This is a genomic window from Micromonospora sp. CA-244673 (assembly GCF_050948395.1).
GTDB lineage: Bacteria > Actinomycetota > Actinomycetes > Mycobacteriales > Micromonosporaceae > Micromonospora.
Genome location: NZ_CP192019.1, coordinates 6,327,786 through 6,353,009, shown reverse-complemented (window position 1 = coordinate 6,353,009; position 25,224 = coordinate 6,327,786). Strand labels below are relative to the sequence as shown.

At 72.0% G+C, this 25,224-nt stretch carries 21 protein-coding genes; 10 read left to right on the top strand and 11 right to left on the bottom strand.

Features of this window, described 5'->3' with window-relative positions:
- Window positions 1–577 precede the first annotated feature (577 nt).
- Entirely contained in the window at window positions 578–1,756 is a 1,179-nt protein-coding gene (sucC, locus tag ACQP12_RS29130) for an ADP-forming succinate--CoA ligase subunit beta (RefSeq protein ID WP_151465740.1), read from the top strand.
- A gap of 2 nt (window positions 1,757–1,758) precedes the next feature.
- Window positions 1,759–2,646, top strand: a complete 888-nt coding sequence (gene sucD / locus ACQP12_RS29125) for a succinate--CoA ligase subunit alpha (protein ID WP_357938598.1) — start codon at window positions 1,759–1,761, stop codon at window positions 2,644–2,646.
- 57 nt (window positions 2,647–2,703) lie between these two features.
- Here sucD and ACQP12_RS29120 read toward each other — a convergent pair whose 3' ends face one another.
- A complete protein-coding gene (locus ACQP12_RS29120; protein ID WP_357938596.1) occupies window positions 2,704–2,973 on the bottom strand; it encodes a DUF4190 domain-containing protein in 270 nt (89 codons plus the stop codon).
- Between the two features lie 159 nt (window positions 2,974–3,132).
- Here ACQP12_RS29120 and ACQP12_RS29115 point away from each other — a divergent pair, with 159 nt between their 5' ends.
- Window positions 3,133–4,461: a cell division protein PerM gene (locus tag ACQP12_RS29115; protein WP_433283373.1), complete on the top strand. Its 1,329-nt coding sequence runs from the start codon at window positions 3,133–3,135 to the stop codon at window positions 4,459–4,461.
- 60 nt (window positions 4,462–4,521) lie between these two features.
- On the opposite strand, the gene ACQP12_RS29110 is transcribed toward ACQP12_RS29115, so the two are convergent.
- Window positions 4,522–5,106, bottom strand: a complete 585-nt coding sequence (locus tag ACQP12_RS29110) for a DUF4190 domain-containing protein (RefSeq protein WP_357938592.1) — start codon at window positions 5,104–5,106, stop codon at window positions 4,522–4,524.
- A gap of 250 nt (window positions 5,107–5,356) precedes the next feature.
- On the opposite strand from ACQP12_RS29110, the gene purN reads away from it, so the two are divergent.
- The 4 genes from purN (at window position 5,357) to ACQP12_RS29090 (ending at window position 11,002) form a co-directional block, all read left to right on the top strand.
- Window positions 5,357–5,977, top strand: coding sequence for a phosphoribosylglycinamide formyltransferase (gene purN / locus ACQP12_RS29105; protein WP_433283372.1), 621 nt, complete (start codon window positions 5,357–5,359; stop codon window positions 5,975–5,977).
- Entirely contained in the window at window positions 5,974–7,545 is a 1,572-nt protein-coding gene (gene purH / locus ACQP12_RS29100; protein WP_433283371.1) for a bifunctional phosphoribosylaminoimidazolecarboxamide formyltransferase/IMP cyclohydrolase, read from the top strand. Before purN ends, purH begins: the two co-directional genes overlap by 4 nt.
- Before the next feature lie 255 nt (window positions 7,546–7,800).
- On the top strand, window positions 7,801–8,190 hold the full coding sequence (locus tag ACQP12_RS29095; protein WP_433283370.1) for a hypothetical protein: 390 nt from the start codon (window positions 7,801–7,803) through the stop codon (window positions 8,188–8,190).
- Window positions 8,191–8,368: 178 nt separating this feature from the next.
- Entirely contained in the window at window positions 8,369–11,002 is a 2,634-nt protein-coding gene (locus ACQP12_RS29090; protein ID WP_433283369.1) for a glycosyl hydrolase, read from the top strand.
- A 69-nt stretch (window positions 11,003–11,071) separates the two neighbouring features.
- On the opposite strand, the gene ACQP12_RS29085 is transcribed toward ACQP12_RS29090, so the two are convergent.
- From ACQP12_RS29085 to ACQP12_RS29065, 5 genes are all read right to left on the bottom strand, one after another.
- Window positions 11,072–12,100, bottom strand: coding sequence for an ABC transporter ATP-binding protein (locus ACQP12_RS29085; protein ID WP_433283368.1), 1,029 nt, complete (start codon window positions 12,098–12,100; stop codon window positions 11,072–11,074).
- Window positions 12,084–13,121 carry an ABC transporter ATP-binding protein gene (locus ACQP12_RS29080; RefSeq protein ID WP_433283367.1) on the bottom strand — a complete coding sequence of 346 codons (1,038 nt, stop codon included), beginning with the start codon at window positions 13,119–13,121 and terminating at the stop codon, window positions 12,084–12,086. The genes ACQP12_RS29085 and ACQP12_RS29080 overlap by 17 nt, the downstream gene beginning before the upstream one ends.
- Before the next feature lie 7 nt (window positions 13,122–13,128).
- Entirely contained in the window at window positions 13,129–14,085 is a 957-nt protein-coding gene (locus ACQP12_RS29075) for an ABC transporter permease (RefSeq protein WP_357938578.1), read from the bottom strand.
- Complete coding sequence (locus ACQP12_RS29070; protein ID WP_433283366.1) at window positions 14,078–15,016, bottom strand: ABC transporter permease; 939 nt, start codon at window positions 15,014–15,016, stop codon at window positions 14,078–14,080. The genes ACQP12_RS29075 and ACQP12_RS29070 overlap by 8 nt, the downstream gene beginning before the upstream one ends.
- A gap of 146 nt (window positions 15,017–15,162) precedes the next feature.
- A complete protein-coding gene (locus ACQP12_RS29065; protein WP_357938574.1) occupies window positions 15,163–16,770 on the bottom strand; it encodes a peptide ABC transporter substrate-binding protein in 1,608 nt (535 codons plus the stop codon).
- Window positions 16,771–17,181: 411 nt separating this feature from the next.
- Here ACQP12_RS29065 and ACQP12_RS29060 point away from each other — a divergent pair, with 411 nt between their 5' ends.
- Complete coding sequence (locus ACQP12_RS29060) at window positions 17,182–18,045, top strand: bifunctional methylenetetrahydrofolate dehydrogenase/methenyltetrahydrofolate cyclohydrolase (RefSeq protein WP_357938572.1); 864 nt, start codon at window positions 17,182–17,184, stop codon at window positions 18,043–18,045.
- Window positions 18,046–18,145: 100 nt separating this feature from the next.
- Window positions 18,146–19,096, top strand: a complete 951-nt coding sequence (gene mdh / locus ACQP12_RS29055) for a malate dehydrogenase (RefSeq protein ID WP_433283365.1) — start codon at window positions 18,146–18,148, stop codon at window positions 19,094–19,096.
- 136 nt (window positions 19,097–19,232) lie between these two features.
- Here the strand turns inward: mdh and ACQP12_RS29050 are convergent, their stop codons facing one another.
- Window positions 19,233–20,048 carry an MBL fold metallo-hydrolase gene (locus tag ACQP12_RS29050; RefSeq protein ID WP_433283364.1) on the bottom strand — a complete coding sequence of 272 codons (816 nt, stop codon included), beginning with the start codon at window positions 20,046–20,048 and terminating at the stop codon, window positions 19,233–19,235.
- Between the two features lie 135 nt (window positions 20,049–20,183).
- Here ACQP12_RS29050 and ACQP12_RS29045 point away from each other — a divergent pair, with 135 nt between their 5' ends.
- Window positions 20,184–21,401: an NADP-dependent isocitrate dehydrogenase gene (locus ACQP12_RS29045; protein ID WP_151464737.1), complete on the top strand. Its 1,218-nt coding sequence runs from the start codon at window positions 20,184–20,186 to the stop codon at window positions 21,399–21,401.
- Between the two features lie 259 nt (window positions 21,402–21,660).
- Here the strand turns inward: ACQP12_RS29045 and galT are convergent, their stop codons facing one another.
- From galT to cysC, 3 genes are all read right to left on the bottom strand, one after another.
- Window positions 21,661–22,734, bottom strand: a complete 1,074-nt coding sequence (gene galT, locus ACQP12_RS29040; protein ID WP_357938565.1) for a galactose-1-phosphate uridylyltransferase — start codon at window positions 22,732–22,734, stop codon at window positions 21,661–21,663.
- The gene (locus tag ACQP12_RS29035) at window positions 22,731–23,519 is read right to left on the bottom strand and encodes a DeoR/GlpR family DNA-binding transcription regulator (RefSeq protein ID WP_433283363.1); all 789 of its coding nucleotides are present in this window, start codon (window positions 23,517–23,519) and stop codon (window positions 22,731–22,733) included. Before ACQP12_RS29035 ends, galT begins: the two co-directional genes overlap by 4 nt.
- 150 nt (window positions 23,520–23,669) lie before the next feature.
- Window positions 23,670–25,199: an adenylyl-sulfate kinase gene (gene cysC / locus ACQP12_RS29030; protein ID WP_357938561.1), complete on the bottom strand. Its 1,530-nt coding sequence runs from the start codon at window positions 25,197–25,199 to the stop codon at window positions 23,670–23,672.
- Between the last annotated feature and the right edge of the window lie 25 nt (window positions 25,200–25,224).

Here is a 25,224-nt window from a genome sequence, read left to right as displayed (position 1 = left end):
GCCCCACTTCGCGGCTGCGGTCGGCGATGTGCGGCGATGTGCGGCCGGGTCGGCGGTAATGCAGACAGGGGGAGGGGCCGGACGCACCCCTCACACGTCCGGCCCCTCTATGCACGATGCCCCGCCGCCACCCCTCGACCGACAGGGCATCGGCCGCTCCCGTCGTCGCGCCTTACCAGCGCTCCGACATCAGACTCAACGACGCCCTGAACAGGGGGTTACGCCCGTTCCCCAACATCCCCCGGACGGCTGACGGCCCGCGTTCCGGGGGCCGGCCCGCCACGGTCGACCACGCCGAACGGAGCCCGGACGAGCAACCACGCCGACCGGACCGAGGACGATGATGCGAGCCCTGGTCGGGTATCCGGCCGGTCGCTGCCGGGTGGGCTGACCCCGGTGCGAGGCAGTGGTGGTTGTGCATTACCGCACACCGTGCACCCGCTCGGTTGCCGCCGGTTCCCATCTCGTTAGGCTGCGGCAAATGGCCTGTCTCATCTGATGACAGGCGTCAAACTGATTTTCCAACGCTGGTGGCGGCGCGACGGCGCGCCGCGGAGACGGGACGGGACGCGCAATCGTGGACCTGTACGAGTACCAGGGGCGGGACCTGTTCGAGCGGCACGGCTTGCCCGTGCTCGCCGGCGGCGTCGCCACTACCCCGGAGGAGGCCCGCGCGATCGCCGAGCGCCTCGGCGGCCGGGTTGTCGTCAAGGCGCAGGTGAAGGTCGGCGGCCGCGGCAAGGCCGGCGGCGTGAAGCTGGCCGAGGGCGCGGAGGAGACGGTGGCCCGCGCCACCGACATCCTCGGCATGGACATCAAGGGTCACACGGTCCACAAGGTCATGATCACCGTGACCGCGGACGTGGCCGACGAGTACTACTTCTCGTACCTGCTCGACCGGGCGAACCGCACCTTCCTCTGCATCGCCAGCGTGGCCGGCGGCATGGACATCGAGCAGGTCGCCGCCGAGACCCCCGAGAAGGTCGTCAAGGCTCCGATCGACGCCAACACCGGCGTGGACGAGGCCAAGGCGCGCGAGATCGTCAGCGCGGCCGGCTTCCCGGCCGAGGTCGCCGACCAGGTGGTCGAGGTCGCGGTCAAGCTGTGGCAGGCGTTCGTCGCCGAGGACGCCACGCTGGTCGAGGTCAACCCGCTGGCCACGACCAAGGACGGCAAGCTGCTGCTGCTGGACGCCAAGGTCACCCTCGACGAGAACGCCGCGTTCCGGCACCCGGACCACGAGGCGCTGGTCGACCAGGCGTCGGTGGACCCGCTGGAGCAGGCCGCCAAGGAGAAGGACCTCAACTACGTCAAGCTCGACGGCGAGGTCGGCATCATCGGCAACGGCGCGGGCCTGGTCATGTCCACCCTCGACGTGGTCGCGTACGCCGGTGAGCGGCACGGCGGCGTCAAGCCGGCGAACTTCCTCGACATCGGCGGCGGCGCGAGCGCCGAGGTCATGGCGAACGGCCTGGAGATCGTCCTCTCCGACCCGTCGGTGAAGAGCGTCTTCGTCAACGTCTTCGGCGGCATCACCGCCTGCGACGCGGTCGCCAACGGCATCGTCCAGGCCCTGGCGCTGCTCGAGCAGCGCGGCGAGAAGGCCACCAAGCCGCTCGTCGTCCGCCTCGACGGCAACAACGCCGAGGCCGGTCGGGCGATCCTCGACGGCGCGAACAACCCGCTGATCCAGCGGGTCGACACCATGGACGGCGCGGCCGAGCGGGCCGCCGAGCTGGCAGCTGCGGGGGTCTGACAATGGCTATCTGGCTGACCAAGGACTCCAAGGTCATCGTGCAGGGGATGACCGGTTCCGAGGGTTCCAAGCACACCCGGCGGATGCTCGCCGCCGGCACCAACGTCGTCGGCGGCGTCAACCCGCGCAAGGCGGGCCAGAAGGTCGACTTCGACGGCGCCGAGCTGCCGGTCTTCGCGTCCGTCGCGGACGCCATGAAGGAGACCGGGGCCGACGTCACGGTCATCTTCGTGCCGCCGCAGTTCACCAAGGCCGCGGTGGTCGAGGCGATCGACGCCGGCATCGACCTGGCCGTGGTGATCACCGAGGGCGTGCCGGTGCACGACACCGCCGCGTTCTGGGCGTACAACGTGGCGCAGGGTGAGCGGACCCGGATCATCGGCCCGAACTGCCCGGGCATCGCCTCGCCGGGCGCGTCCAACGCCGGCATCATCCCGGCCGACATCACCGGCTCCGGCCGGATCGGCCTGGTCAGCAAGAGCGGCACGCTGACCTACCAGATGATGTACGAGCTGCGGGACATCGGCTTCTCCACCTGCGTCGGCATCGGTGGTGACCCGATCATCGGCACCACCCACATCGACGCGCTGGCCGCCTTCGAGGCGGACCCGGAGACCGACGCGATCGTCATGATCGGTGAGATCGGCGGCGACGCCGAGGAGCGGGCGGCCGAGTTCATCAAGGCCAACGTCACCAAGCCGGTGGTCGGCTACATCGCCGGCTTCACCGCCCCGCCCGGCAAGACCATGGGCCACGCCGGCGCCATCATCTCGGGCTCGGCGGGCACCGCCGACGCCAAGAAGGCGGCGCTGGAGGCGGTCGGCGTGAAGGTCGGCAAGACCCCGACCGAGACCGCCAAGCTGATGCGGGAGATCATGTCCGGCCGCTGAGCGGTCGCCTGACGTGCCGAGGGGGTCGACCGGGTCCGGTCGGCCCCCTCACGCTTCCTACCGGTACCAGTAGGGCGAGTAGTAGTTGCCCCGGGACCGGATGATGGCGCTGGCGATGAGGTTGATGACGCCGAAGGCGATGGCCAGCCAGCCGAGCAGCGGGGACTTGCCGAAGCGCTTCGCGTCCCGGATCGACAGGTAGCCGAAGACGATGCCCAGGATGCCGCAGCAGAGCAGGCCGGTGATGATCCCCAGGACGCCCCAGAGGGTGGTGCGGTCCCGGCCGGCGGCCGGTGGCGGCTGGGGCGGCGGATACGGAGCGTTCACGGCTTCCTCCGAGCGGTCTGTGCCGCGACAGGAAAGGTCGCGTCCTGGGCCGAGGCTAAACCGGATCGGCGCCGTCGAGCCGGTGGATCAGGGAACTCGCCGCGGTCCCGGGGCGGTATCGGACTGCCGTTGCCCGCGCGGCATGCCAGAGTAGAGCCGATGTCACGCGTCACCCCTGACCAGCCCCGCCACCCCGCCGACGAGGTCGTCGCCGGCGCCCGGCCGAGCGGCCGTGCCCGGCCGGCGCCGCGGGTGCCCGCGCCCCGGTCGGGGGAACCGCCGCGCGGCCGGGCCCCGCTGCCCGTCGCCGCCGGGGTGGCGGCCCTCTGGGCCGCCGTGACGTCGTGGCTGCCGGTCACCCTGGTGCTCGGCCTGGCCCAGCTCAGCGAGGACGCCGGCTCGCTGCCCGGCGCGCTGCGCGCCGGCCTGGTCGGCTGGCTGCTCGGGCACGGGGTGCCGCTGGAGACCTCCGCCGGGCCGCTCGGCCTGGCGCCGCTCGCCCTCACCGCGCTCGCCGTCTGGCGGCTCACCCGCGCCGGAGTGCACGTGAGCAGGGCCATCGGCGCGCGGGGTCACCGCTCGCCGGGCCGGGCGCTCACCGTCGCGGTCGCGGTCGGCATCGGGTACGGGGTGCTCGGCGCCCTCGCCGCGCTCGCGGTCGGCGCGGGCGGGCTGCGGGTGTCCCCGCTCCGGGCCGGGCTGACCTTCGCGGTCCTCGGCGGGCTCGCCGCCCTGGTCGGCGCGCTGCGGACCACCGGTGTCTGGGTGCTGCTGACCCGCCGGTCCCCGGCAGCGCTGCGCGACGGCGTGCGCACCGGCCTGGTCGCCGTCCTGCTGCTGCTCGGCGCGGGCGCCGGGGCGGCCGGGCTGGCCGTGGCCACCGGGGGCGGCGACGCCGCCGACATGATCGGGGCGTACCGGACCGGGGTGGCCGGCCAGGCGGGCATCACCCTGGTCAGCCTCGCCTATGCGCCGAACGCCACCGTCTGGTCGGTCAGTTACCTGCTCGGTCCCGGGTTCGCGGTCGGCACCGACACCGCCGTGCGCACCAGCGAGGTCTCCGTGGGCGCGCTGCCGGCCGTACCGTTGCTGGCCGGCCTGCCGCGCGGCCCGGTGGACGGGCTGGGCGCCGCGCTGCTCGCGGTGCCGGTGCTGGCGGCCATGGCGGCCGGCTGGCTGCTGGCCCGGCGGCTGCTGCGGCTCGCCGCCGAGGACCGCGCGCCGGTCCGGTGGTCCGCCCTGCTGGTTCCGGCGGCGCTCGCCGGCCCGGTCGCCGGGTTGCTGCTGGGCCTTGCCGCGGCGGCCTCCGGCGGCCCGCTCGGCGGCGGCCGGCTGGCCGAGATCGGTCCGGCGGCCTGGCCGGTGGCGGGCGTGGCCACCGTGGTGGTCGCCGTCGGCGCCCTCCTCGGCGCCGCGGCCGGCCGCAGCCTCACGCGCACCCCCGCCCCGCCGCGTCCGAAGGCGCCGCCCCGCCGCGACGAGCACTGACCGCGCCGGGAACGGCGAAGGGGCGACCGGCGGTGCCGGACGCCCCCTCGTGGAGCCGGTTCAGGAACCGAGGTTGCTCAGGTTGATCGCGGCGCCGGCGATGGCGTTGATGATGCCGATGATCACACCGATGCCACCGCAGATGAGGGCGGCCTTGGCCTGGCCGGCGTTGCTCGCCTCGCCCGCCTGGACCTTCTTCTGGCCCATCACGCCGAGCACGACGCCGGCGATGCCGGCCGGGATGCCGATGATCGGGCAGCAGAGGCCGAGCACGATCGAGGCGATACCGGCGATCATGCCGATCAGGCCGAGGGTGTTGTTCTGGCCGCCCTGGCCGGTCGGGTAGCCGGCCTGCGGGTACTGCGGCGCGGCGCCGTACGGCTGCTGCTGCTGCGCGTACGGGTCCTGCCCGTAGGGCTGGCCGGAGGTCGGCTGGCCGTAGGGCTGGCCCGAGGTCGGCTGCCCGTACTGCGGCGCCTGCGGCGGCTGGGCGTACGGGTCCTGCCCGTACGGCTGCCCCGAGGTGGGCTGCTGCCCGTACTGCGGGGCCTGCGGCTGCTGGCCGTACGGGTCGTACTGGGGGGAGGTCGGGTCCTGGTTCGGCTGCTGGCCGTGCGGGTCCTGACCGGGGTAACCGGGCTGCATGTGCGGAGCGCTCCTCAAACTGGGGGTCGACGGTCCATGGTCGGGTTGTAGCCGCTCATCATTCCGCCCGGACACGGGACGCCGCGGCACACGGGCCCGGGACCAGGGTCAGTCACGATGCCGACGCCCGGCCGGGCGTACGCACGGCACCGGGCGACGGCAGCGTATCGTGCCGGCGCCACGAGGGAGATCACCAGCGGCTGCGCCGCCCGAGCGTCGGACGCCCCCGCCTGCCCGATAGGGTTGCCGCGTGACCGAGCCCGCGTCCGTCGCCCGCCTCGTCGTCCTCGTCTCCGGCTCCGGCAGCAACCTCCAGGCGTTGCTGGACGCCGCCGCCGACCCCGCGTACGGGGCCCGGGTGGTCGCCGTGGGCGCCGACCGCGACGGGATCGCCGGTCTGGACCGGGCCGCCGCGGCCGGCGTGCCGACCTTCGTCGAGCGGCTGAAGGACCACCCGACCCGCGAGGACTGGGACAAGGCGCTGACCGCCCGGGTCGCCGAGCACCGGCCGGATCTGGTCATCAGCGCCGGCTTCCTCAAGCTCGTCGGCCCGCAGTTCCTGGCGGCGTTCGGGGACCGCTACCTCAACACGCACAACACCCTGCTGCCGGCGTTCCCCGGCATCCACGGCCCTCGGGACGCGCTCGCGTACGGCGTGAAGGTCACCGGGGCCACCCTGTTCTTCGTCGACGCCGGAATGGACACCGGCCCGATCGTCGCCCAGGTCGCCGTGCCGGTGCGGGACGACGACGACGAGGAGACGCTCACCGAGCGCATCAAGTCCGCCGAGCGGCGCCAGCTCGTCGAGCACGTTGGTCGGCTGGTCCGTGAAGGTTGGACGATCACCGGCAGAAAGGTCACGATCCCGTGAGTGCCACTGAGGACGTTCGGCGCCCGATCAGGCGGGCGCTGGTCAGCGTCTACGACAAGACCGGGCTGGTCGAGCTGGCCCGGGCCTTGCACGAGGCGGGGGTGGAGATCGTCTCGACCGGCAGCACCGCGTCGACGATCTCCGGCGCGGGCGTGCCGGTGACCCCGGTCGAGCAGGTGACCGGTTTCCCGGAGATCCTCGACGGCCGGGTGAAGACGCTGCACCCGAAGATCCACGGTGGCCTTCTCGCCGACCTGCGCAAGGACGCGCACGCCGCCCAGCTCGACGAGCACGGCATCGCCGGCATCGACCTGCTGGTCTCCAACCTCTACCCGTTCCAGGCCACGGTCGCGTCCGGCGCGAGCCAGGACGAGTGCGTCGAGCAGATCGACATCGGCGGTCCGGCGATGGTCCGGGCCGCGGCGAAGAACCACGCATCGGTGGCCGTCGTGACCGACCCGGCGGCGTACCCGGCGCTGCGGGCCGCGCTCGCCGACGGTGGCTTCACCCTGGCCCAGCGCCGGGCCCTCGCGGCCCGCGCGTTCGCCGACATCGCCGACTACGACGTGGCCGTCGCCGAGTGGTTCGCCCGGGATCTGGCGCCGGCCGCCGACGGGTGGCCGGCGTTCGCCGGGCTGGCGCTGCGCCGCCAGTCGGTGCTGCGCTACGGCGAGAACCCGCACCAGGCGGCCGCCCTCTACGCCGACCCGGCCAGCCCGGCCGGCCTCGCCCAGGCCGAGCAGCTGCACGGCAAGGAGATGTCCTACAACAACTACGTCGACGCCGACGCCGCCTGGCGGGCCGCGAACGACTTCCCCGAGCAGCCGGCGGTGGCGATCATCAAGCACGCCAACCCGTGCGGCATCGCGGTCGGGGCGGACGTGGCCGAGGCGCACCGCCGGGCGCACGCCTGCGACCCGGTGTCCGCGTACGGCGGCGTCATCGCGGTCAACCGGCCGGTCTCGGCGGAGCTGGCCCGGCAGGTCGCGGAGATCTTCACCGAGGTGCTGGTGGCGCCCGGCTTCGACGAGGGCGCCCTGGAGATCCTCCGGGCCAAGAAGAACATCCGCCTGCTGCGGGCCCCCGAGTTCGACCCGCTGCCGGCCGAGTGGCGGCAGGTCACCGGAGGGGTGCTGGTGCAGTTGCGGGACCGGATCGACGCCGCGGGCGACGACCCGGCGAACTGGACGCTGGCCACCGGCGAGGCGGCCGACGAGGCCACACTCCGCGACCTGGCGTTCGCCTGGCGGGCGGTCCGGGCGGTGAAGAGCAACGCGATCCTGCTGGCCCGGGAGGGCGCCACCGTCGGCGTCGGGATGGGCCAGGTCAACCGGGTCGACTCGGCGCAGCTCGCGGTGAGCCGGGCCGGCGCCGAGCGCGCCCGCGGCTCGGTCTGCGCCTCGGACGCGTTCTTCCCGTTCGCCGACGGCCCGAAGATCCTCATCGAGGCCGGCGTCCGGGCCATCGTCCAGCCCGGCGGCTCGATCCGCGACGAGGAGACCATCGCCGCCTGCAAGGAGGCCGGGGTGACCATGTACCTCACCGGCACCCGGCACTTCTTCCACTGATCTGCGACCCGGAACAGGGGCGCGGCCGGCCGCGCCCCTGTTTCATGTGTTGCCCGCCCCGGTCCGAGCGATGTCACGAGTGGACGGCTGACCAGCCGAAAGGACGACCGTCCACCGTTGCCGGGTGGTGAGAGTTGTTGCTAGCGTTGTCCCGCAGCAAGCGATCGATCCTTCCCGTTCTCTGCTCGATTCGCTCCCGCCCCGCGGCCGTCGCGCCGCCCGCTCGAGCGGCCTCCGCCTCGGACAGGTTTGCCCATGCGCGCACTCGACCGGTTGAGCACCGTCGTCGCCGCGTTGGCGTTCGTCCTGGCCGGTCTGGGCGCGCCCGCCTGCGCGGAGAGCCACCACCCCGGCGCGGTGGTCACCGCCGCGCACCGGTCGATCCACCACGGCGGCCACGCCGTCCTCCCACCGGACGGCCACGCTCCGTCGGAGCTGCGGACGGAGTTCTCCGGCGGACCCTGCGGTGACCACCGCGCCGGCGTCACCGCCGGCGACGGACCGGACGACGTCCTCCCGGCCGAGCCCCCGCGAGTCGGTGGCACGCCCGAGCGGGTGGCCGTCGCGATCGCCTGCCGCCAGCCGGCCCTCCCGTTGCCGCCGCGCGGCACCCTGGCCACCCGCGGCCCACCGGCTTCCGCCTGACCCTGCCCGCGCCGCCCACCGGACGTGACCCGAGGTCCGTCCGGGCGTTCCGCCGGGCCCGGGGTCCCTCGCGGACGCGACCGTCCGACCGCGGTAGGCGCCGGAGCGCGCCACCCATCCATCGTCTTCGGTCCCGGGCCGCCGGCCCGGCACCCCCCTCGAATCCGGGAGGATTCACATGTCCACATCCCGCTGGCGGAAGCCGGCGACAATAGCGGGCGCGCTGGTGCTCACCGCCGCGCTCGGTGGCGTGGTCGCCACCAACCACGAGGTGCAGGAGAAGCTGGGCCTGGCCGACGAGCCGGGCGCCAACATGCCCTGGCACCCCAGAGAGTTCATGGAGATGGCCGCCGGCGAGTCGTCGGAGGAGGCCGGCGAGGAGGCCTTCGAGGCCCGCACCATCGCCGAGCAGTTCGCCCAGGCCCGCTACGCCCCGGGCATCGTCGCGCCGGGGGCGTACGCCAACGCGTTGAGCCAGCTCAACGCGCTGCCCACCACAAAGGGCAGCTGGCGCGAGGTCACGAACATCAGGTACGACGGCGACGACCCGCGCTACCGCGACTACGCGTCCAACTCGTCCGGGGGCGCGGGCCTGGTCACCGGCCGGATCACCGGCCTCGCGTCGGACAACAGCGGCCACGTGTACGCGGCCGGCGCCGACGGTGGCGTGTGGCGTTCCTCGATCGGCGGCGGGAGCTGGACGCCGATCACGGACGCGCTGCCCACCCTGTCGAGCGGCGACATCGTGCTGGCCGGCGACGGCTCGCTCTGGTACGCGACCGGCGAGGGGAACACCGGCGGCACCTCGTACGTCGGTGCCGGCGTCTACCGGCTGGCCAACCCGAAGTCGGGCGCGTTCAAGGCGACCGACCGGGTCGGCGGGACCGAGCTGGAGAGCACGGTCATCAACAAGCTGCGCTTCTTCGACGGTAAGGTCTGGGTCGCCACCAACCGGGGCCTGTTCTCGCACGCGATGGGCAGCACGTCGGGCGCCTGGAAGCTGGAGTTCGCGCCGAACCCGAGCTACCTGCCGGGCGGGGCGAACGCGGGCGACGCGAACGCCGCGTACAAGAACATCGTCAACGACGTGGCCCAGGACCCGCGCAACCCGAAGCACGTGGTGGTCGCCTCGGCCTGGCGCTCCGGTGACACGTACAACGGCTTCTACGAGACCGCCGACTACACGGCGGGCGGCTGGGCGAAGGTCAACCCGACCGGCGCCATGCCGGCCGACGACATCGGCTACGTGACGTTCGCCTTCTCCGCCGACGGCGGCAAGCTCTACGCGATCAACCAGTCGCCGAAGCTGCTGAACAAGCCCGCCGGCAACGTGAACAGCTACCTCGACGGCATCTACGTCTCCAACACCGGCAACCCGGCCGGCCCGTGGAACAAGATCGCCGACTCGTCGAAGCTGGGCAACTCCGGTTCGGCGCTCAAGCAGACGGTGATGGGCAAGGGCTACGGCCCGGGCATCCAGGCCTGGTACAACCAGTTCCTCGCGGTGGACCCGGCCAACCCGAACCACCTCTGGGCGGGCCTGGAGGAGGTCTACGAGTCGACCGACGCCGGTGCCAACTGGAAGACGGTCGGCCCGTACTGGAACTTCAACTTCGCCTGCTGGAACATCCACGACGCCCAGAACACCTGCAGCGGGACCACCCACTCCGACCAGCACTCGGTGGCCGTGGGCAACGGCTTCGTCTACGTCGGCAACGACGGCGGCGTCTACCGGCGGCCGATCAACGGGAAGACCGACAAGGACGGGCACGCCACCGACTGGCAGAGCCTCAACGACGGCACCATCGACGCCCTCCAGTACTACTCGGTGGCGCTGGGCAGGGACCCGGCGAAGGCCGGCACCGTCGTCTCCGGCGGTCTCCAGGACAACGGCACCTCGATCCTGCGCCCCGGGGACACCGTGATGGGGTCGCACTTCGGTGGTGACGGCGGCGACTCCCAGGCCGACCCGGCGAACGGCTGCCGGCAGGTCCAGGAGTACACCAACCTGGCCATGCGGGTGACCGAGAACTGCAACGCCAACACGGGCTCGGGCACGCCGGCGGACTCCACCTCGCGGGACATCCAGCCGTACACCAACGCGCCCGGCGACGAGCTGGCCCGGTTCATCGCGCCGTTCGCGCCCGACGACCACGACGCGAACGTCTGGGTCGCCGGCGGCCAGCACGTCTGGGTCAACACCAAGGGCTACGCGATCCAGGACGGCAGGGGCTGGACCAACGTCTTCGACCTGGGCGCCGGCCACACCGCCACCTCGGTGGCGGTCTCCGGCGGCACGGCGTACGTCGGTTGGTGCGGCCCGTGCAACAACGCCGGCTTCGCCCGGGGCCTCGCGGTCGGCAGGGTCACCGACCCGGCGAGCTGGCACCAGGTCGCCCTGCCGGGTGACTTCCCCAACCGGTTCCTCCAGGGCGTCGGGATCGACCCGGCGAACCCGTCGCACGCCTACCTCGCGGTGAACGGCTTCTCCCGCCGGTTCACCGAGGGGCCGGGCGCCGGCATCGGCCACGTCTTCGAGACCACCGACGCGGGCGCGACCTGGAAGGACGTCTCGGCGAACCTGCCGGACGTGCCGGCCAGCTCGATCAAGGAGCTGTCCACCGGCGCGCTGGTGCTCGCCACCGACCTGGCCACCTTCTACCGCGCTCCCGGCGCCACCGGCTGGCAGCGGCTCGGCTCCGGCCTGCCGCTGACCGTCGGCATGGACGTCGAGTACAACGCGGCCGACAACTCGGTCTACGTCGCGACCCACGGCCGCGGCATCTGGACGTTCCCCCTCGCCCAGCTCTGACCGGGCACCCCGTGCGGAGGCCCCGTCCCCCCTTCCTCCGGGGGACGGGGCCTCCGTCGGGAGGGGAGCTCAGGCGCCGGGGCGTACCTCGGCGAAGTGGCAGGCCGACGGGTGCGGGTCGGCCGCGCGGCGCACCGTGAGCGGCTCCTGGGTGGCGCAGACCTCCTGCGCCTTCCAGCAACGGGTGCGGAACCGGCAGCCCGAGGGCGGGTCGGCCGGGCTGGGCACGTCGCCGGCGAGCCGGATGATGGTCCGTTCCTCGCGGGCGTCCGGGTCGGGCACCGGCACGGCGGAGAGCAGCGCCTGGGTGTACGGGTGGGTGGCCCGGTCGTAGATCTCCTCCTCGGTGCCGATCTCCACGATCTTCCCGAGGTACATGACCGCGACCCGGTCCGAGATGTGCCGGACCACCGACAGGTCGTGCGCGATGAAGATGTACGACAGCCCGAACTCGTCCTGGAGCTGCTCCAGCAGGTTGATGACCTGGGCCTGGATGGAGACGTCCAGGGCGGAGACCGGCTCGTCGCAGACGATCACCTCGGGGCGCAGGGCGAGCGCCCGGGCGATGCCGATGCGCTGCCGCTGGCCGCCCGAGAACTGGTGCGGGTAGCGGTTGACGTGCTCGGGGTTGAGCCCGACCACGTCCAGCAGCTCCTGCACCCGCTTCCGCTTGCTGCCCTTCGGCGCCGCGTCCGGGTGGATCTCGAACGGCTCGCCGATGATGTCGCCGACCGTCATCCGCGGGTTCAGCGAGGTGTACGGGTCCTGCATCACCATCTGCATGTTGCGGCGCAGCCGGCGCAGCTCCGAGCCGGACGCCTTGAACAGGTCCCGGCCCTCCAGGGTGGCCCGGCCCGACGTCGGCGTCTCCAGCCGCATGAGCAGCCGGGCCAGGGTGGACTTGCCGCAGCCGGACTCGCCGACCACGCCGAGCGTCTCGCCGCGGCGCAGCTCGAAGCTGACCCCGTCGACCGCCTTGACGGCGCCGATCTGCTTCTGGAACAGCACGCCCCGGCTGATCGGGAAGTGCTTCACCAGGTTGTCGACGGAGAGGATCGTTTCGCCGCGGACCTTGGTCGGGCTAGCGGGCGCTGTCATCACGGACCTCCTGCGCGAAGTGACACGCGCTGGTCCGGCCGTCGCCGAGGACCAGGTCGTGCGGCACCACGTCCAGGCAGACCTGCTGCACGTACGGGCACCGGGGGTGGAACGGGCAGCCGGAGGGGATCCGCATGAGGTTCGGCGGCAACCCCTTGATCGTCGACAGCGCCTGGCCGCGGACGTCCATGCGCGGGATCGACTCCAGCAACCCCTTGGTGTACGGGTGCGCCGGCGCCCGGTACAGCGAGCGCACGTCGGCGTGCTCGATGATCCGTCCGGCGTACATCACGGCGATCCGGTCCGCGACGCCGGCGACCACGCCGAGGTCGTGGGTGATCAGGATCATCGCCATGTTGAGGTCGCGGCGCAGGTCGGCCAGCAGGTCCATGATCTGGGCCTGCACGGTGACGTCGAGCGCCGTGGTCGGCTCGTCGGCGATCAGCACCTTCGGGTCCAGGGCGAGCGCCATGGCGATCATGACGCGCTGCCGCATGCCGCCGGAGAACTGGTGCGGGTAGTCGCCGAGGCGCTTCGCCGCGGCCGGGATCTTCACGAGGTCCATCAGCTCGACGGCCCGCCGCCGGGCGTCGCCCCGGGACATCCCCTCGCGCTGGCGCAGCGTCTCACCGATCTGCCAGCCGACCGGGAAGACCGGGTTCAACGCGGAGAGCGCGTCCTGGAAGATCATGGCGATCTCCTTGCCGCGCACCTGCCGGCGCTGCTCCTCGGACTGGGTCAGCAGGTCCCGGCCCTGGTAGAGGATCTGGCCGGAGCGGACGAACGCCGGGGGCGTGTCCAGGATGCCCATGATCGCCTGGGCGGTGACCGACTTGCCGGAGCCGGACTCGCCGAGCACGGCCAGGGTCTCGCCCGCGTCGAGGTGGTAGGTCACCCCGTTGATCACGTTGGCCACGCCCTCGGTCGTGCGGAACTCGACGTGCAGGTCCCGTACCTCGAGCAGGTGGCCACCGGGCGGGGTGGGGGAAGCCGGCGTGGGGTGGACAGCGGACTGGGTCATGAGGGTCTCACCGCAGCTTCGGGTCGAAGGCGTCGCGGATCGCGTCGCCCAGCATGATGAAGGCGAGCACGGTCAGCGCCAGGAAGGCCGAGGGAACGATCAGCGGGGTCGCCGCCTCCCGCATGTGGATGCGCCCGCCGTCGATGTCCTGGCCCCAGGAGATGGTCGGGGCCTTGAGGCCGATGCCGAGGAAGCTCAGCGTCGCCTCGGCGGCGATGAACGAGCCGAGCGCGATGGTGAGCACCACGATCGCCGGGGCGAGCGCGTTCGGCAGGATGTGCCGCCACATGATCCGGCCGTTGCCGGCGCCGAGCATCCGGGCCGCGGCCACGTAGTCCTGTTCCTTGGCCGTGATCACCGAGGAGCGGACCACCCGGGCCGCCGTGGTCCAGCCGAGCACCGCCAGCACGAAGATCACCGCGAACAGCCGGACGTTGTCGCTGCTGGTGCTCAGCCGCTTGAGCAGCACGATCGCGGCGAGCAGCAGCGGGATGCCGAGCACGATGTCGATCACGCGGGAGAGCACCGCGTCCACCCAGCCGCCGAAGTAGCCGGCGACCATGCCGACGACCAGCGCGATCACGCCGGTGGCCAGCGCGGCGAGGGCACCGACCAGCAGTGAGGCCCGGGTGCCGTAGACCGCCCGGGCGTAGACGTCGCAGCCCTGGAAGTCGTACCCGAAGATGGCCCCGCCGGACGGCCCGGCGTGCTGCCGGGAGAGCAGGCAGTCACGCGGGTCGTTGGCGGTGAACAGCGACGGCACGGCGGCCATCGCGGTGATCAGCACGACCAGGCCCAGGCTGATCCAGAAGATCGGCTTGCGGCGCAGGTCCCGCCAGGCGTCGCCGGCCAGGCTGCGCGGCTTCTGCGGCGCACCGACCTGGTTGGGCGCGCCCGGCTCGCCGGAGACGCCCCGCCGCGCGGCCTGGTTCTCCGTGGCCGCCACAGTCTCAAAATCACTCATAGCGGATCCTCGGGTCGAGTACGGCGTAGAGCACGTCCACCACCAGGTTGGAGATCAGGTAGACCACGACGAGCACGCTGACGATGCCGACCACCAGCGGGCCGTCCTCGGTGCGGATGCCGCGGAAGAGGTTGAAGCCCACGCCGGGGATGTTGAACACGCCCTCGGTGATGATCGCGCCGCTCATCAGGTTGCCCAGCTCGACGCCGAGGAAGGTCACCACCGGGATGAGCGAGTTGCGCAGCACGTGGACGCTGACGATGCGCCGCTTGACCAGGCCCTTCGAGCGGGCGGTCCGGACGTAGTCGGCGCGCAGGTTCTCCGCCACCGAGGTGCGCGTCAGCCGCAGGGCGGTGGCCAGCGACAGCGAGCCGAGCACGATGCCGGGCAGCAGCAGGGCGTAGAGGCTCGGTTGGGCCCCGGCGGTGGGCGGGAAGAGCTGCCACTTGACGCCGAGGAAGTACTGCGCGATCGGTGCCAGGACGATGGTCGGGATGCCCAGCACGAGCAGGGTGAGCACCAGCGTCGAGTTGTCGAAGATGCTTGCCCGCCGGATGCCGGCGACCACGCCGGCGGTGACGCCGAAGATGATGGCCACGCCGAGCGCGATGAGCGCCAGCCGCACGGTGACCGGCCAGGCCTGCTGAAGGATGTCGCCGATCTGCCGGCCGGTGAGCGACTGGCCCAGGTCGCCCTGGAGCAGGTTCTTGACGTAGTCGAGGTAGCGGTAGAAGAAGCCGCCCACGCCGGTCTGGTCCAGGTGGTACTTCTGCGTCAGGTATGCCCGCTGGGCCGCCGTCACCGGCCGCTCCCCGGCGAGGGCCTGGATCGGGTCGCCCTGCCCGGCGAACATCAGCGCATAGACGATCAGCGTGGTCCCGAAGAACGCGAGGACCATCTGCAGGAGGCGCCGCAGGATGAAGCGGAACATGCTTGCCAGTCTCTCCGGAAAAGCGCGAAAGGGGCGCAGGATGACATCTCTGGCGTACCGGAAGTTGGCGGCCGGTGCCCTCCGGCCCCGGCGGCCACGTGCTCGGGCCACCCGGATCGCTCCGGGTGGCCCGTGCCGTGGTCAGCTCAGCTGGCCGCCTCGATCTTGACGAGGTTGACCCGCTGGAACAGGTCCATCTGGACGTTCTGGACCTTGCTGGAGTGCCCGTACACGTTCTCGCCGAAGCGGAGCGGGATCACCGGCATGTCCTTGGCCAGGATGTCCTCGGCCTGCTGGTACTTCTTGATCGCCTCTGCCTGGGTGGGCGCGGCAGCGCCCTCCTTGACCAGGCGGTCGAACTCCGGGTTGCTGTAGCCGTAGTAGTTCGACGAACCGTTGGTGCTGTACAGCGGGCCGAGGTAGTCCTCCATGGACGGGTAGTCCATGACCCAGCCCATGCGGAACAGACCCACCGGCTGCTTCTTCTCGACCTTGGTCAGCAGGTCGGCGAACTTCGGCTCGGCCGAGCCGACGCAGTCGACGCCCAGGTTGGCCTTGAGCTGGTTGCAGGTCGCGTCGACCCAGTCCTTGTGACCGCCGTCCCCGTTGTAGGAGATGGTGATCTTCGACGGGCCGCCGGCGGCCTGGTAGAGCTTCTTGGCCTCGGTCGGGTTGAACTGACCCGCGGCACCGGTGGTGTTGTCCCGGTAGCCCGGCAGGACCGGCGAGACGAACGAGCGGGCCGACTGCTGCGAACCCTTGAAGATCGACTTGGTGATCTCGTCACGGTCGATCGCCATCGAGATCGCCTTGCGCACGTCCGGCTTGCTGTAGTCCTTCTCGAAGGTGGGGAAGGCCAGGAACTGGAACGACGACATCGGGCTGGTCTGGTAGTTGTCGCCCAGGTCGCTCTGCGCCGTGCTCAGGTTCTCGGTCGGGATCGTCGGCAGCACGTCGAGGTTGTCCGACTGCAGGTCCGAGTACGCCGCGGTGAGCTGCTGGTAGACCCGGAACTCGACGTCCTTGACCTTGGGCTTCTCGCCCGGGTACGCGTCGTAGCGCTCGACGTCGAGCTTGCTGTCGTGCTGCCAGGTGCCCTTCATCTTGAACGGGCCCTGGCCGATCGGCGCCTGCTCGTAGGAGTCCTTGAGCACGCCCGGCCCGGAGAACGCGGCCTCCGGCAGCGGGTAGAACGCGGTGTAGCCCAGCATGGACTTGAAGTCGATGTACGGCTCGGAGAGCGTCACCTGGAAGGTCAGGTCGTCGACCTTCTTCAGGCCGGACATCGTCTTGGCCTTCGGCTTGTCGCCCTGCAGGTCCTGGTAGCCGGCGATCTTCTCGAAGAAGTAGCTGGCGCCCTGACCGTTGGGCGCGTACGCGCCGTAGTTCCAGGCGTTGATGTAGTCGTCGGACGTGACCTTCTCGCCGTTGTGGAAGGTGAACCCGTCCTTGAGCTTGATCGTCCAGACCTTGTTGTTGTCGGACGGCGTCACCGACTCGGCCGCGACCTCGTACGGCTTGTTCTGCGCGTCGTAGTCGACGAGCGGGCTGAACAGACCGGCGAGCACCTGCGAGCCGGACGTTTCGGTGGTGTTGGTCGGAACCAGGTGCTGCGGCTCGGAAATCTGGATGCTGACCGCCGAATCCTGGCCGCTGCCGCTCGATCCGCCGTTCCCGCCGCTGCCGCAGGCCGCCAGGCCAAGCGTCACCGCGAGCGGGAGGGCTGCCCAGGCGGCGAGTCTACGAACACGCATGAACTCTCCTCATCTCCTCACGCTGCGCAGTCAGGCCCGGCGCTGGGTGACGCTGCGCAACGAGCGGTAACGGTAGGTCGCGATCGACCCGATCGACAACGAGAGCGTTGCGAACCGATAACAGAACGTGCGGGCGGGGGTTGTCGTCGGCGGACCGGCCTGCTACGCGATACCTCGCAGACCGGCTGCCAGGGCTTCTGCTGCCGCCCGGCCGCGCCGTCCGGTGCGGTCGCGGTGCGCTCAGGCGGATCCGCAGGCGCTGTCCGGGCCGTCCCGTCCGGTCCCGGCCGCCCGATCCGGCGTGTGGTGCGAACCACAATTGGTGACTGTCCGTGACTTAGCCCACGTCACAGTTCGTCACCCTTCGCTGTCGTCGGCCGGCCCGGGTGCGGGGCGTGAGACGATCCATTCGTGACGGCGACCATCCTGGACGGCAAGGCCACCGCGGCGGAGATCAAGGACGAACTGCGGGCACGGGTCAAGGCGCTGGCGGAGCGCGGCATCACCCCCGGGCTCGGCACGGTCCTGGTGGGCGAGGACCCCGGCTCCCAGGCGTACGTCAACGGCAAGCACCGCGACTGTGCCGAGGTGGGCATCGCCTCGATCCGTCGCGAGCTGCCCGCCGACGCCACCCAGGAGCAGCTCGACACGGTGCTCACCGAGCTGAACGCCGACCCGGGCTGCCACGGCTACATCGTCCAGCTGCCGCTCCCGGCCCACCTGGACACCCAGCGGGCGCTGGAGATGATCGACCCGGACAAGGACGCCGACGGCCTGCACCCGGTCAACCTGGGCCGGCTGGTGCTCGGCTACGACGCCCCGCTGCCCTGCACCCCGCGCGGCATCGTCGAGCTGCTCCGCCGGCACGACGTGCCGCTGCGCGGCGCGAAGGTCGCGCTGGTCGGCCGGGGCAACACCGTGGGCCGGCCGCTCGGCCTGCTGCTCACCCGGCGCAGCGAGAACGCCACCGTGACCCTCTGCCACACCGGCACCCTGGACCTCGCGGCGCAGACCCGCGAGGCCGACATCGTCATCGTCGCGGCCGGCGTGCCGGGGCTGCTCACCGCCGACATGGTCAACCCGGGCGCGACAGTGGTCGACGTGGGCATCACCCGGGTGATCGGGGCCGACGGCAAGGGCCGCTACACGGGCGACGTCGACCCCGAGGTGGCCGGGGTCGCCGGCAAGCTGGTGCCGATGCCCGGCGGGGTCGGCCCGATGACCCGGGCCATGCTGCTGACCAACGTCGTCGAGCGGGCCGAGCGGCAGGACTGAGCCGCCCAGGCACGTCATAACCGTCCGCCCCTGGCCCGATCGGTGCCAGGATGGCTGATACGGTCCGGAAAACCGACTGGTATCAGGGAGTGGGACGACCATGGGTAAGAAGGTCACTGTCGTCGGGGCCGGCTTCTACGGCTCCACCACCGCACAGCGCCTGGCCGAGTACGACGTCTTCGACACCGTCGTGATCACCGACATCGTGGAGGGCAAGCCGGCGGGTCTCGCGCTGGACCTCAACCAGTCGCGTGCCGTCGAGGGCTTCGAGACCAAGGTCGTCGGTGTCACCACCGGGCCGAACGGCGAGGGCTACGAGGCCATCGAGGGTTCCGACGTCGTCGTCATCACCGCCGGCCTGCCCCGCAAGCCGGGCATGAGCCGGATGGACCTGCTGGAGACCAACGCCAAGATCGTCCGTCAGGTCGCCGAGAACGTCGCCAAGTACGCCCCGAACGCCGTCGTCATCGTGGTCTCCAACCCGCTCGACGAGATGACCGCCCTGGCCCAGCTCGCCACCCAGTTCCCGAAGAACCGGGTGCTCGGCCAGGCCGGCATGCTGGACACCGCCCGGTTCACCAACTTCGTGGCCGAGGCGCTGAACGTACCGGTGAAGTCGGTGAAGACCCTGACCCTGGGCTCGCACGGCGACACCATGGTGCCGGTCCCGTCGAAGAGCACCGTGGACGGCAAGCCGCTGCGCGAGGCCATGCCGGCCGAGCAGATCGAGGAGCTGGTCGTCAAGACCCGCAACGGTGGCGCCGAGGTCGTCGCGCTGCTGAAGACCGGCTCGGCGTACTACGCCCCGTCGGCCGCCGCCGCCCGGATGGCCAAGGCCGTCGCCGAGGACTCCGGCGACGTCATGCCGGTCTGCGCCTGGGTCGACGGGCAGTACGGCATCTCCGGCGTCTACCTGGGCGTCGAGGCCCAGATCGGCGCCGAGGGTGTCAAGCGGGTCGTCGAGACCGACCTGGACGCCGACGAGCTGGCCGCCCTCAAGGAGGCCGCCGAGGCCGTCCGCGCGAAGCAGGCCGACGTAGCCAACATGTGACCCAGAACCACCGCCGAAGGGCGGGCCGGCTGACGCCGGCCCGCCCTTCCGCACATCCAGGCCGGCCCCCGCCCCACGGCGTTGATCATGAAGTTATTGCCGTCCGCACCGGCATGTCGCGGCAATAACTTCATGATCAACGCGGGCCGGGGTGGGCGGGCGGCGCGGGGACGGGGTGGGGGGTGAAGGGGGTGCCCAGGTGGGGGGTGGCCAGGGTTACCGGGGCCAGGGTGTTCAGGAGGTTCGTGCGAGAGGTGGCCGCCGTTGCGGGGTCCTCCTCGTGGGCGTACGCCAAGGTGGGGTCGATCAGTTGCAGGGTGTGGACCAGGAGGTCGCCGGTCACCAGGAGGCGGTCGTCGCCGTCGTCGACCAGCACCGACTGGTGGCCGGGGGTGTGCCCGGGGGTGCTCAGCACGCGTACCCCGGGGGTCAGGGTGGTGTCGCCGTCGACCACCCGGAGTTGGCCGGCGGCGCGCAACGGCCCCAGGAGCCGGGCCGGCAGCTCGGGGTGGAACAGCTCCAGCGCGGCCAGCTCGGCGCGCTGCACCAGGTGGTCCGCGTTCGAAAAGAGCGGGCCCGCCCAGCCGATGTGGTCGGTGTGCAGGTGGGTGAGCACCACGGTGCGGACGTCGGCCGGGTCGATGCCGGCGGCGGCCAGCTCGGCCGGCAGCCGGCCCGGCACCGGCGCCCAGCTCGCGGCGAGCGCGTCGGCCGGGCCGATCCCCGCGTCGACCAGGGTGACCGGCCCGTCCCCGGTACGCAGCGCGAACGCGCGGAACGGCAGCCACCAGCGACGGTCCGGGGTGACCGTGTCGGGGTCCCGCCGGTCGGCCTCGCGCCACTGCTCCGCGGTGGCGTCCGGGAACGCCTCGACGCGCGGCTGGAAGAAGGGACCCGCCCCGTCGACCAGGGCGGTGACCGTGATAGACCCGACCGTGTGAGTGAGCGGCATCCGGGAAGGATGTCACCGCGGCCCGTCCCGGGCGACCCCGTTCTCCGGCGGGGTGAGGCCGGCTGGGGAGCCCCGGTCAGTTTCCAGTACGCTCGTACTGCTTGAGCACGTGTCCCCCGAGAGGAGCGCCGGCCGATGGCGAAGATCAAGGTAAACAACCCGGTCGTGGAGATCGACGGCGACGAGATGACCCGGATCATCTGGAAGCAGATCCGGGAGCAGCTGATCCTGCCCTACCTCGACGTCGACCTGCACTACTACGACCTGTCGATCCAGCACCGCGACGAGACCGACGACCAGGTCACCGTCGACGCCGCCAACGCCATCAAGGAGCACGGCGTCGGCGTCAAGTGCGCCACCATCACCCCCGACGAGGCCCGGGTGGAGGAGTTCGGCCTCAAGAAGATGTGGCGGTCGCCGAACGGCACCATCCGCAACATCCTTGGTGGCGTGGTCTTCCGCGAGCCGATCATCATGTCGAACGTGCCGCGGCTCGTCCCGGGCTGGACCAAGCCGATCATCATCGGCCGGCACGCGCACGGCGACCAGTACAAGGCCACCGACTTCGTCGTGCCCGGCCCCGGCAAGGTGACCGTCACCTACACGCCGGCCGACGGCGGCGCGCCCATGGAGATGGAGGTCGCCAACTTCTCCGGCGGCGGCATCGCCATGGGCATGTACAACTTCGACGAGTCGATCCGGGACTTCGCCCGGGCCTCGTTCCGGTACGGCCTGGACCGCGGCTACCCGGTCTACCTGTCCACCAAGAACACCATCCTCAAGGCGTACGACGGCCGGTTCAAGGACATCTTCGCCGAGGTGTTCGAGAACGAGTTCAAGGCCGAGTTCGACGCCGCCGGCATCACCTACGAGCACCGGCTGATCGACGACATGGTCGCCGCCGCGCTCAAGTGGGAGGGCGGCTACGTCTGGGCCTGCAAGAACTACGACGGTGACGTGCAGTCCGACACCGTCGCGCAGGGCTTCGGCTCGCTGGGTCTGATGACCTCCGTCCTGCTCTCCCCGGACGGCCGCACCGTCGAGGCCGAGGCCGCGCACGGCACGGTCACCCGGCACTACCGGCAGTGGCAGAAGGGCGAGAAGACCTCGACCAACCCGATCGCCTCGATCTACGCCTGGACCCGGGGCCTGGCCCACCGGGGCAAGCTGGACGGCACCCCGGCGGTCACCGAGTTCGCCAACACCCTGGAGCAGGTCATCGTGGAGACCGTCGAGGGCGGCCAGATGACCAAGGACCTCGCGCTGCTCATCTCGCGGGACGCCCCGTGGCTGACCACCGACGAGTTCATGAACGCGCTCGACGAGAACCTGGCCCGCAAGCTGTCGGCCTGACCCGCACGCTCGCACCGGAGCCCGTCGGCACCTGCCGGCGGGCTCCGTCGTGTCCGTACGGTGGCGTCACCCGGGGCGGGCACGCCTCGTTGAGCAGGGTGGACGTGATGCCAGTCCCGTCCAGGAAGGTTGACCGCGGTCGCCTCGCGGCTTGAGCGCCGATCAGCCAGCCTTCCCGGCTGTCACGCACAGCCAGCCGTCCCTTCCCTTGCGGGGGGCCCTGTCCCGGGCCCCCCGCGCCCTGTTGTGGGGCGGGAAGTCAAGCGGCCCGGAGCAGTTCCGCGGCCCGCTCGGGGGCGATGTCGTTGATGAACACGCCCATCCCCGACTCGGAGCCGGCCAGATACTTCAGCTTGTCCTTGGCCCGCCGGATGCTGAACAGCTGCAGGTGCAGGTGCCCCAACTCCCGGTCGACGTGCACCGGGGCCTGGTGCCAGGCGGCGATGTAGGGCATCGGCAGGTCGAACAGCCCGTCGAAGCGGCGCAGCACGTCCAGGTAGAGCGGCCCGAAGGCGTCCCGCTCGGCGTCGTCCAGCGCCGGGATGTCCGGCACCGGGCGGTGCGGGGCCACGTGCACCTCGAACGGCCAGCGGGCCGCCGCGGGCACGTACGCCGTCCAGTGCTCGTTGCTCGCCACGACCCGGTCGCCGGCCGCGCGTTCGGCGGCGAGCACGTCGGCGTAGAGGTTGCCCCCGGTGCGCTCGAAGTGCCGGCGGGCGGCGGCCAGCATGGTCCGGGTCCGCGGCGTGACGAACGGGTACGCGTAGATCTGGCCGTGCGGGTGGTGCAGGGTCACGCCGATCTCCACGCCCCGGTTCTCGAACGGGAAGATCTGCTCCACCCCGGGCAGTTCGCCCAGCGCGGTGGTGCGGTCGGCGATGGCGTCGAGCACGGTCCGCACCCGGCCGGGGGAGAGGCTGGCGAACGAGGCGTTGTGGTCGTCGGTGAAGCAGACCACCTCGCACTTGCCGCGCCCGGGGCGGACCGGGGTGAACGGGGTGATCTCGGCCGGCTCCTCGGCGACCCGCTGGCTCAGCGACGGGAACCGGTTCTCGAAGACGACCACGTCGTAGTCGGGGGCGGGGATCTCGCTGAGCCGGTCGCCCCGGGACGGGCAGAGCGGGCACTGGTCGGCCGGCGGGAGGAAGGTGCGGGTCTGCCGGTGCACCGCGACCGCCACCCACTCGTCGGTCAGCGGGTCGTACCGGAGCTGCGACGCGTGCGGGGGCGGTGGCAGCTCGCGCCGATCCGGCTGGTCGCGGACCGCGTCGTCCCGCTCGTCGAAGTAGATCAACTCGCGGCCGTCGGCCAGCTCGATCTGCGTACGCTTCACTCCGCCCCCTCCATGCCCGGCACGATCACCAGTTCGCCCACCCTGTCCTCGAGTACCCGTCGCGCGTCGGTGCCCAACCGGTCGTCGGTGACCAGCACGTCCGCCGCGTCCAGGCCGACGATCGAGGAGATGCCGACCGTGCCCCACTTGGTGTGGTCGGCGAGCACCACCAGCCGGTCGGCGGCCGCCACCAGGGCCCGGTCCGTGTCCGCCTCCATGAGGTTGGGGGTGGTGAACCCGGCCCGCTCGCTGATGCCGTGCACGCCGAGGAACAGCAGGTCCAGGTGGAGCGCGCCGATCGCGGCCACGGCCAGCGGGCCGACCAGCGCGTCCGAAGGGGTGCGCACCCCGCCGGTGAGCACGACGGTCTGGTCCGGCCGGCCCCCGACGTGCAGGATCTCGGCCACCGGCAGGGAGTTGGTCACCACGGTCAGGCCGGGTACGTCCGTCAGGCGGCGGGCCAGCTCGGCGGTGGTGGTGCCGGCGGAGAGCGCGATCGCGGCGCCGGGGCGGACCAGCTCCGCGGCCCGGCCGGCGATGGCGGCCTTCTCGACGGACTGGCGGACCGACTTGGCACGGAAGCCGGGCTCGTCGGTCGAGCCGGGGCCGGCCAGCGTCGCCCCGCCGTGGACCTTGGCGAGCAGGCCCTGGTCGTGCAGCGTCTCCAGGTCGCGCCGGATGGTCATGTCCGAGACGCCGAACTCGGTGGCCAGCTCGGTGACCCGGACGCCTCCGGCGGCGCGGACCCGTTCCAGGATGACCGCCTGCCGCTGTCGCGCCAGCACCCCGCCGTCACCCCCCGAATCCCGACCCGTCTCCACGTGGTCGAACGTGTTCCAACAAAGACGAACACTACCGCGCAGCGGGGGACAACGGAAGCGAACGCCGAACCGCCGCCGTCCCGGGGCGGGACGGCGGCGGTCGGTCGGGCCGGATCAGGCCGGCTGGAGGCGGGGCTCCACCCAACCCGTCTCGGTGAGGTGCTCCATGACCCGCTGGACCGCCTCCTCGACGGTCATGTCGGTGGTGTCCACCACCAGGTCGGCGTCGGTCGGCTCCTCGTACGGGTCGTCGATTCCGGTCATCCCGGTGAGCAGGCCGGCCCGGGCCCGCGCGTACAGGCCCTTGCGGTCGCGCTGCTCGCAGACCTCCAGCGGGGTGGCCACGTGCACCAGCAGGAAGCCGGCCCCGGCGGCGTGCGCCATCTCCCGGGCGGTGGCCCGAGCGGCGGCGTAGGGGGCGATCGGGCAGCAGATGCCCACCCCCCGGTGCCGGGCGATCTCGGCGGCCACCCAGCCGATCCGGCGCACGTTGAGATCCCGGTCGGCCTTGCTGAAGCCCAGCCCCGCCGAGAGCTCCCGGCGCACCACGTCGCCGTCGAGCAGCGTGATGGTGCGGTCGCCGCCCTCGCGCAGATGGTCGGCCAGCCCGCGGGCGATGGTCGACTTGCCGGAGCCGGAGAGACCGGTCAGGAAGATCACCAGACCCCGGTGCCGCCGCGGCGGGCGGGCCCGGGCCAGCTCCTTGGCCACCGCCGGCGGGGTGTGCCACTCGGGCAGCGGGAAGCCCCGGTCCAGCAGGTCGTCGATCTCCGCCTGGCTGAGCGCCAGCTTCCGGTTGCGCGGCGGGATGTCCTCCCGCCAGCGCCACTGCCCGTCGCGGCTGTCGTAGGCCAGCTCACGGGGCACCAGCACCCGCAGGCCCGCCCCGGAGAGCATGCCCTCGGTGGAGAGCAGGTGGGTCACCCCGTAGGCGGCGGCGACCCGGGCCCGGAGCAGCGCGTCGCTGATCTCGTCGCGCCGCTTCGCCAGCGGCACCGCCACGAGGGTGGCCGGGGGCATCCGGTCCCGGGCGGCGAACACGCTGCGGACCAGCGCCTCGGCCGGCAGCCCTCCGGTCGCCTCCTCGCCCACCGGGATCAGCACCAGCAGGTGCGCGCCGAGCGTCCGGGCGGCGTGCGCGATCTGCGCGAGCTGCGGCCGGTGCAGCGGACGGTCGGCGAAGACGCCGAGCACCCGCCCCGGGGGCAGCAGCCCCCGGACCTCCTCCGGGCTGCGCCGCAGCCGCTGGAACGGCCCGTGACCACCGTCGCCCAGCCGGCGTACGGCGCCACCCACGCCGGCCGCGCCCTCGCGGACCGGCCAGACGTCGGTGACGTCCATGGCGGCCACCGGGGCGCCCTCGCCGTCGGTGAGCACCAACGCCCGGCGCAGCGGGTCGTCCAGCACCAGCCCGTCGGCGAGCGCGGCCGGCACCTGCAGCGTCACCGGCACCGGCCACGGCGTGCCGTCGGCGAGCCGGCCCCGCCGGCCCAGCGAGGCCAGGTCGGCCCGGCTCATGAAGCCGGCCAGCGGGGCGTACGCCCCGGTCAGCAGCAACTCCAGATCGGCCAGCTCACCGGGCCTTGGCGCGTACGCCGGCGCATCCCGCAGAACGTCCTCGGGCAGCACCCACCCGTTGCTCATGAAACCCCCAACTCACCGGCCGGCA

What these genes read in the sequence shown, in the direction of transcription:
- ACQP12_RS29090 (WP_433283369.1), top strand. Translation starts at nt 8,369, where the DNA reads ATGTCCACATCCCGCTGGCGGAAGCCGGCGACAATAGCGGGCGCGCTG.
- ACQP12_RS29045 (WP_151464737.1), top strand. Translation starts at nt 20,184, where the DNA reads ATGGCGAAGATCAAGGTAAACAACCCGGTCGTGGAGATCGACGGCGAC.
- ACQP12_RS29110 (WP_357938592.1), bottom strand. Translation starts at nt 5,106, where the DNA reads ATGCAGCCCGGTTACCCCGGTCAGGACCCGCACGGCCAGCAGCCGAAC.
- sucD (WP_357938598.1), top strand. Translation starts at nt 1,759, where the DNA reads ATGGCTATCTGGCTGACCAAGGACTCCAAGGTCATCGTGCAGGGGATG.
- ACQP12_RS29050 (WP_433283364.1), bottom strand. Translation starts at nt 20,048, where the DNA reads ATGCCGCTCACTCACACGGTCGGGTCTATCACGGTCACCGCCCTGGTC.
- ACQP12_RS29075 (WP_357938578.1), bottom strand. Translation starts at nt 14,085, where the DNA reads ATGAGTGATTTTGAGACTGTGGCGGCCACGGAGAACCAGGCCGCGCGG.
- cysC (WP_357938561.1), bottom strand. Translation starts at nt 25,199, where the DNA reads ATGAGCAACGGGTGGGTGCTGCCCGAGGACGTTCTGCGGGATGCGCCG.
- ACQP12_RS29095 (WP_433283370.1), top strand. Translation starts at nt 7,801, where the DNA reads ATGCGCGCACTCGACCGGTTGAGCACCGTCGTCGCCGCGTTGGCGTTC.
- ACQP12_RS29080 (WP_433283367.1), bottom strand. Translation starts at nt 13,121, where the DNA reads ATGACCCAGTCCGCTGTCCACCCCACGCCGGCTTCCCCCACCCCGCCC.
- ACQP12_RS29065 (WP_357938574.1), bottom strand. Translation starts at nt 16,770, where the DNA reads ATGCGTGTTCGTAGACTCGCCGCCTGGGCAGCCCTCCCGCTCGCGGTG.
- ACQP12_RS29115 (WP_433283373.1), top strand. Translation starts at nt 3,133, where the DNA reads ATGTCACGCGTCACCCCTGACCAGCCCCGCCACCCCGCCGACGAGGTC.
- mdh (WP_433283365.1), top strand. Translation starts at nt 18,146, where the DNA reads ATGGGTAAGAAGGTCACTGTCGTCGGGGCCGGCTTCTACGGCTCCACC.
- ACQP12_RS29085 (WP_433283368.1), bottom strand. Translation starts at nt 12,100, where the DNA reads ATGACAGCGCCCGCTAGCCCGACCAAGGTCCGCGGCGAAACGATCCTC.
- ACQP12_RS29070 (WP_433283366.1), bottom strand. Translation starts at nt 15,016, where the DNA reads ATGTTCCGCTTCATCCTGCGGCGCCTCCTGCAGATGGTCCTCGCGTTC.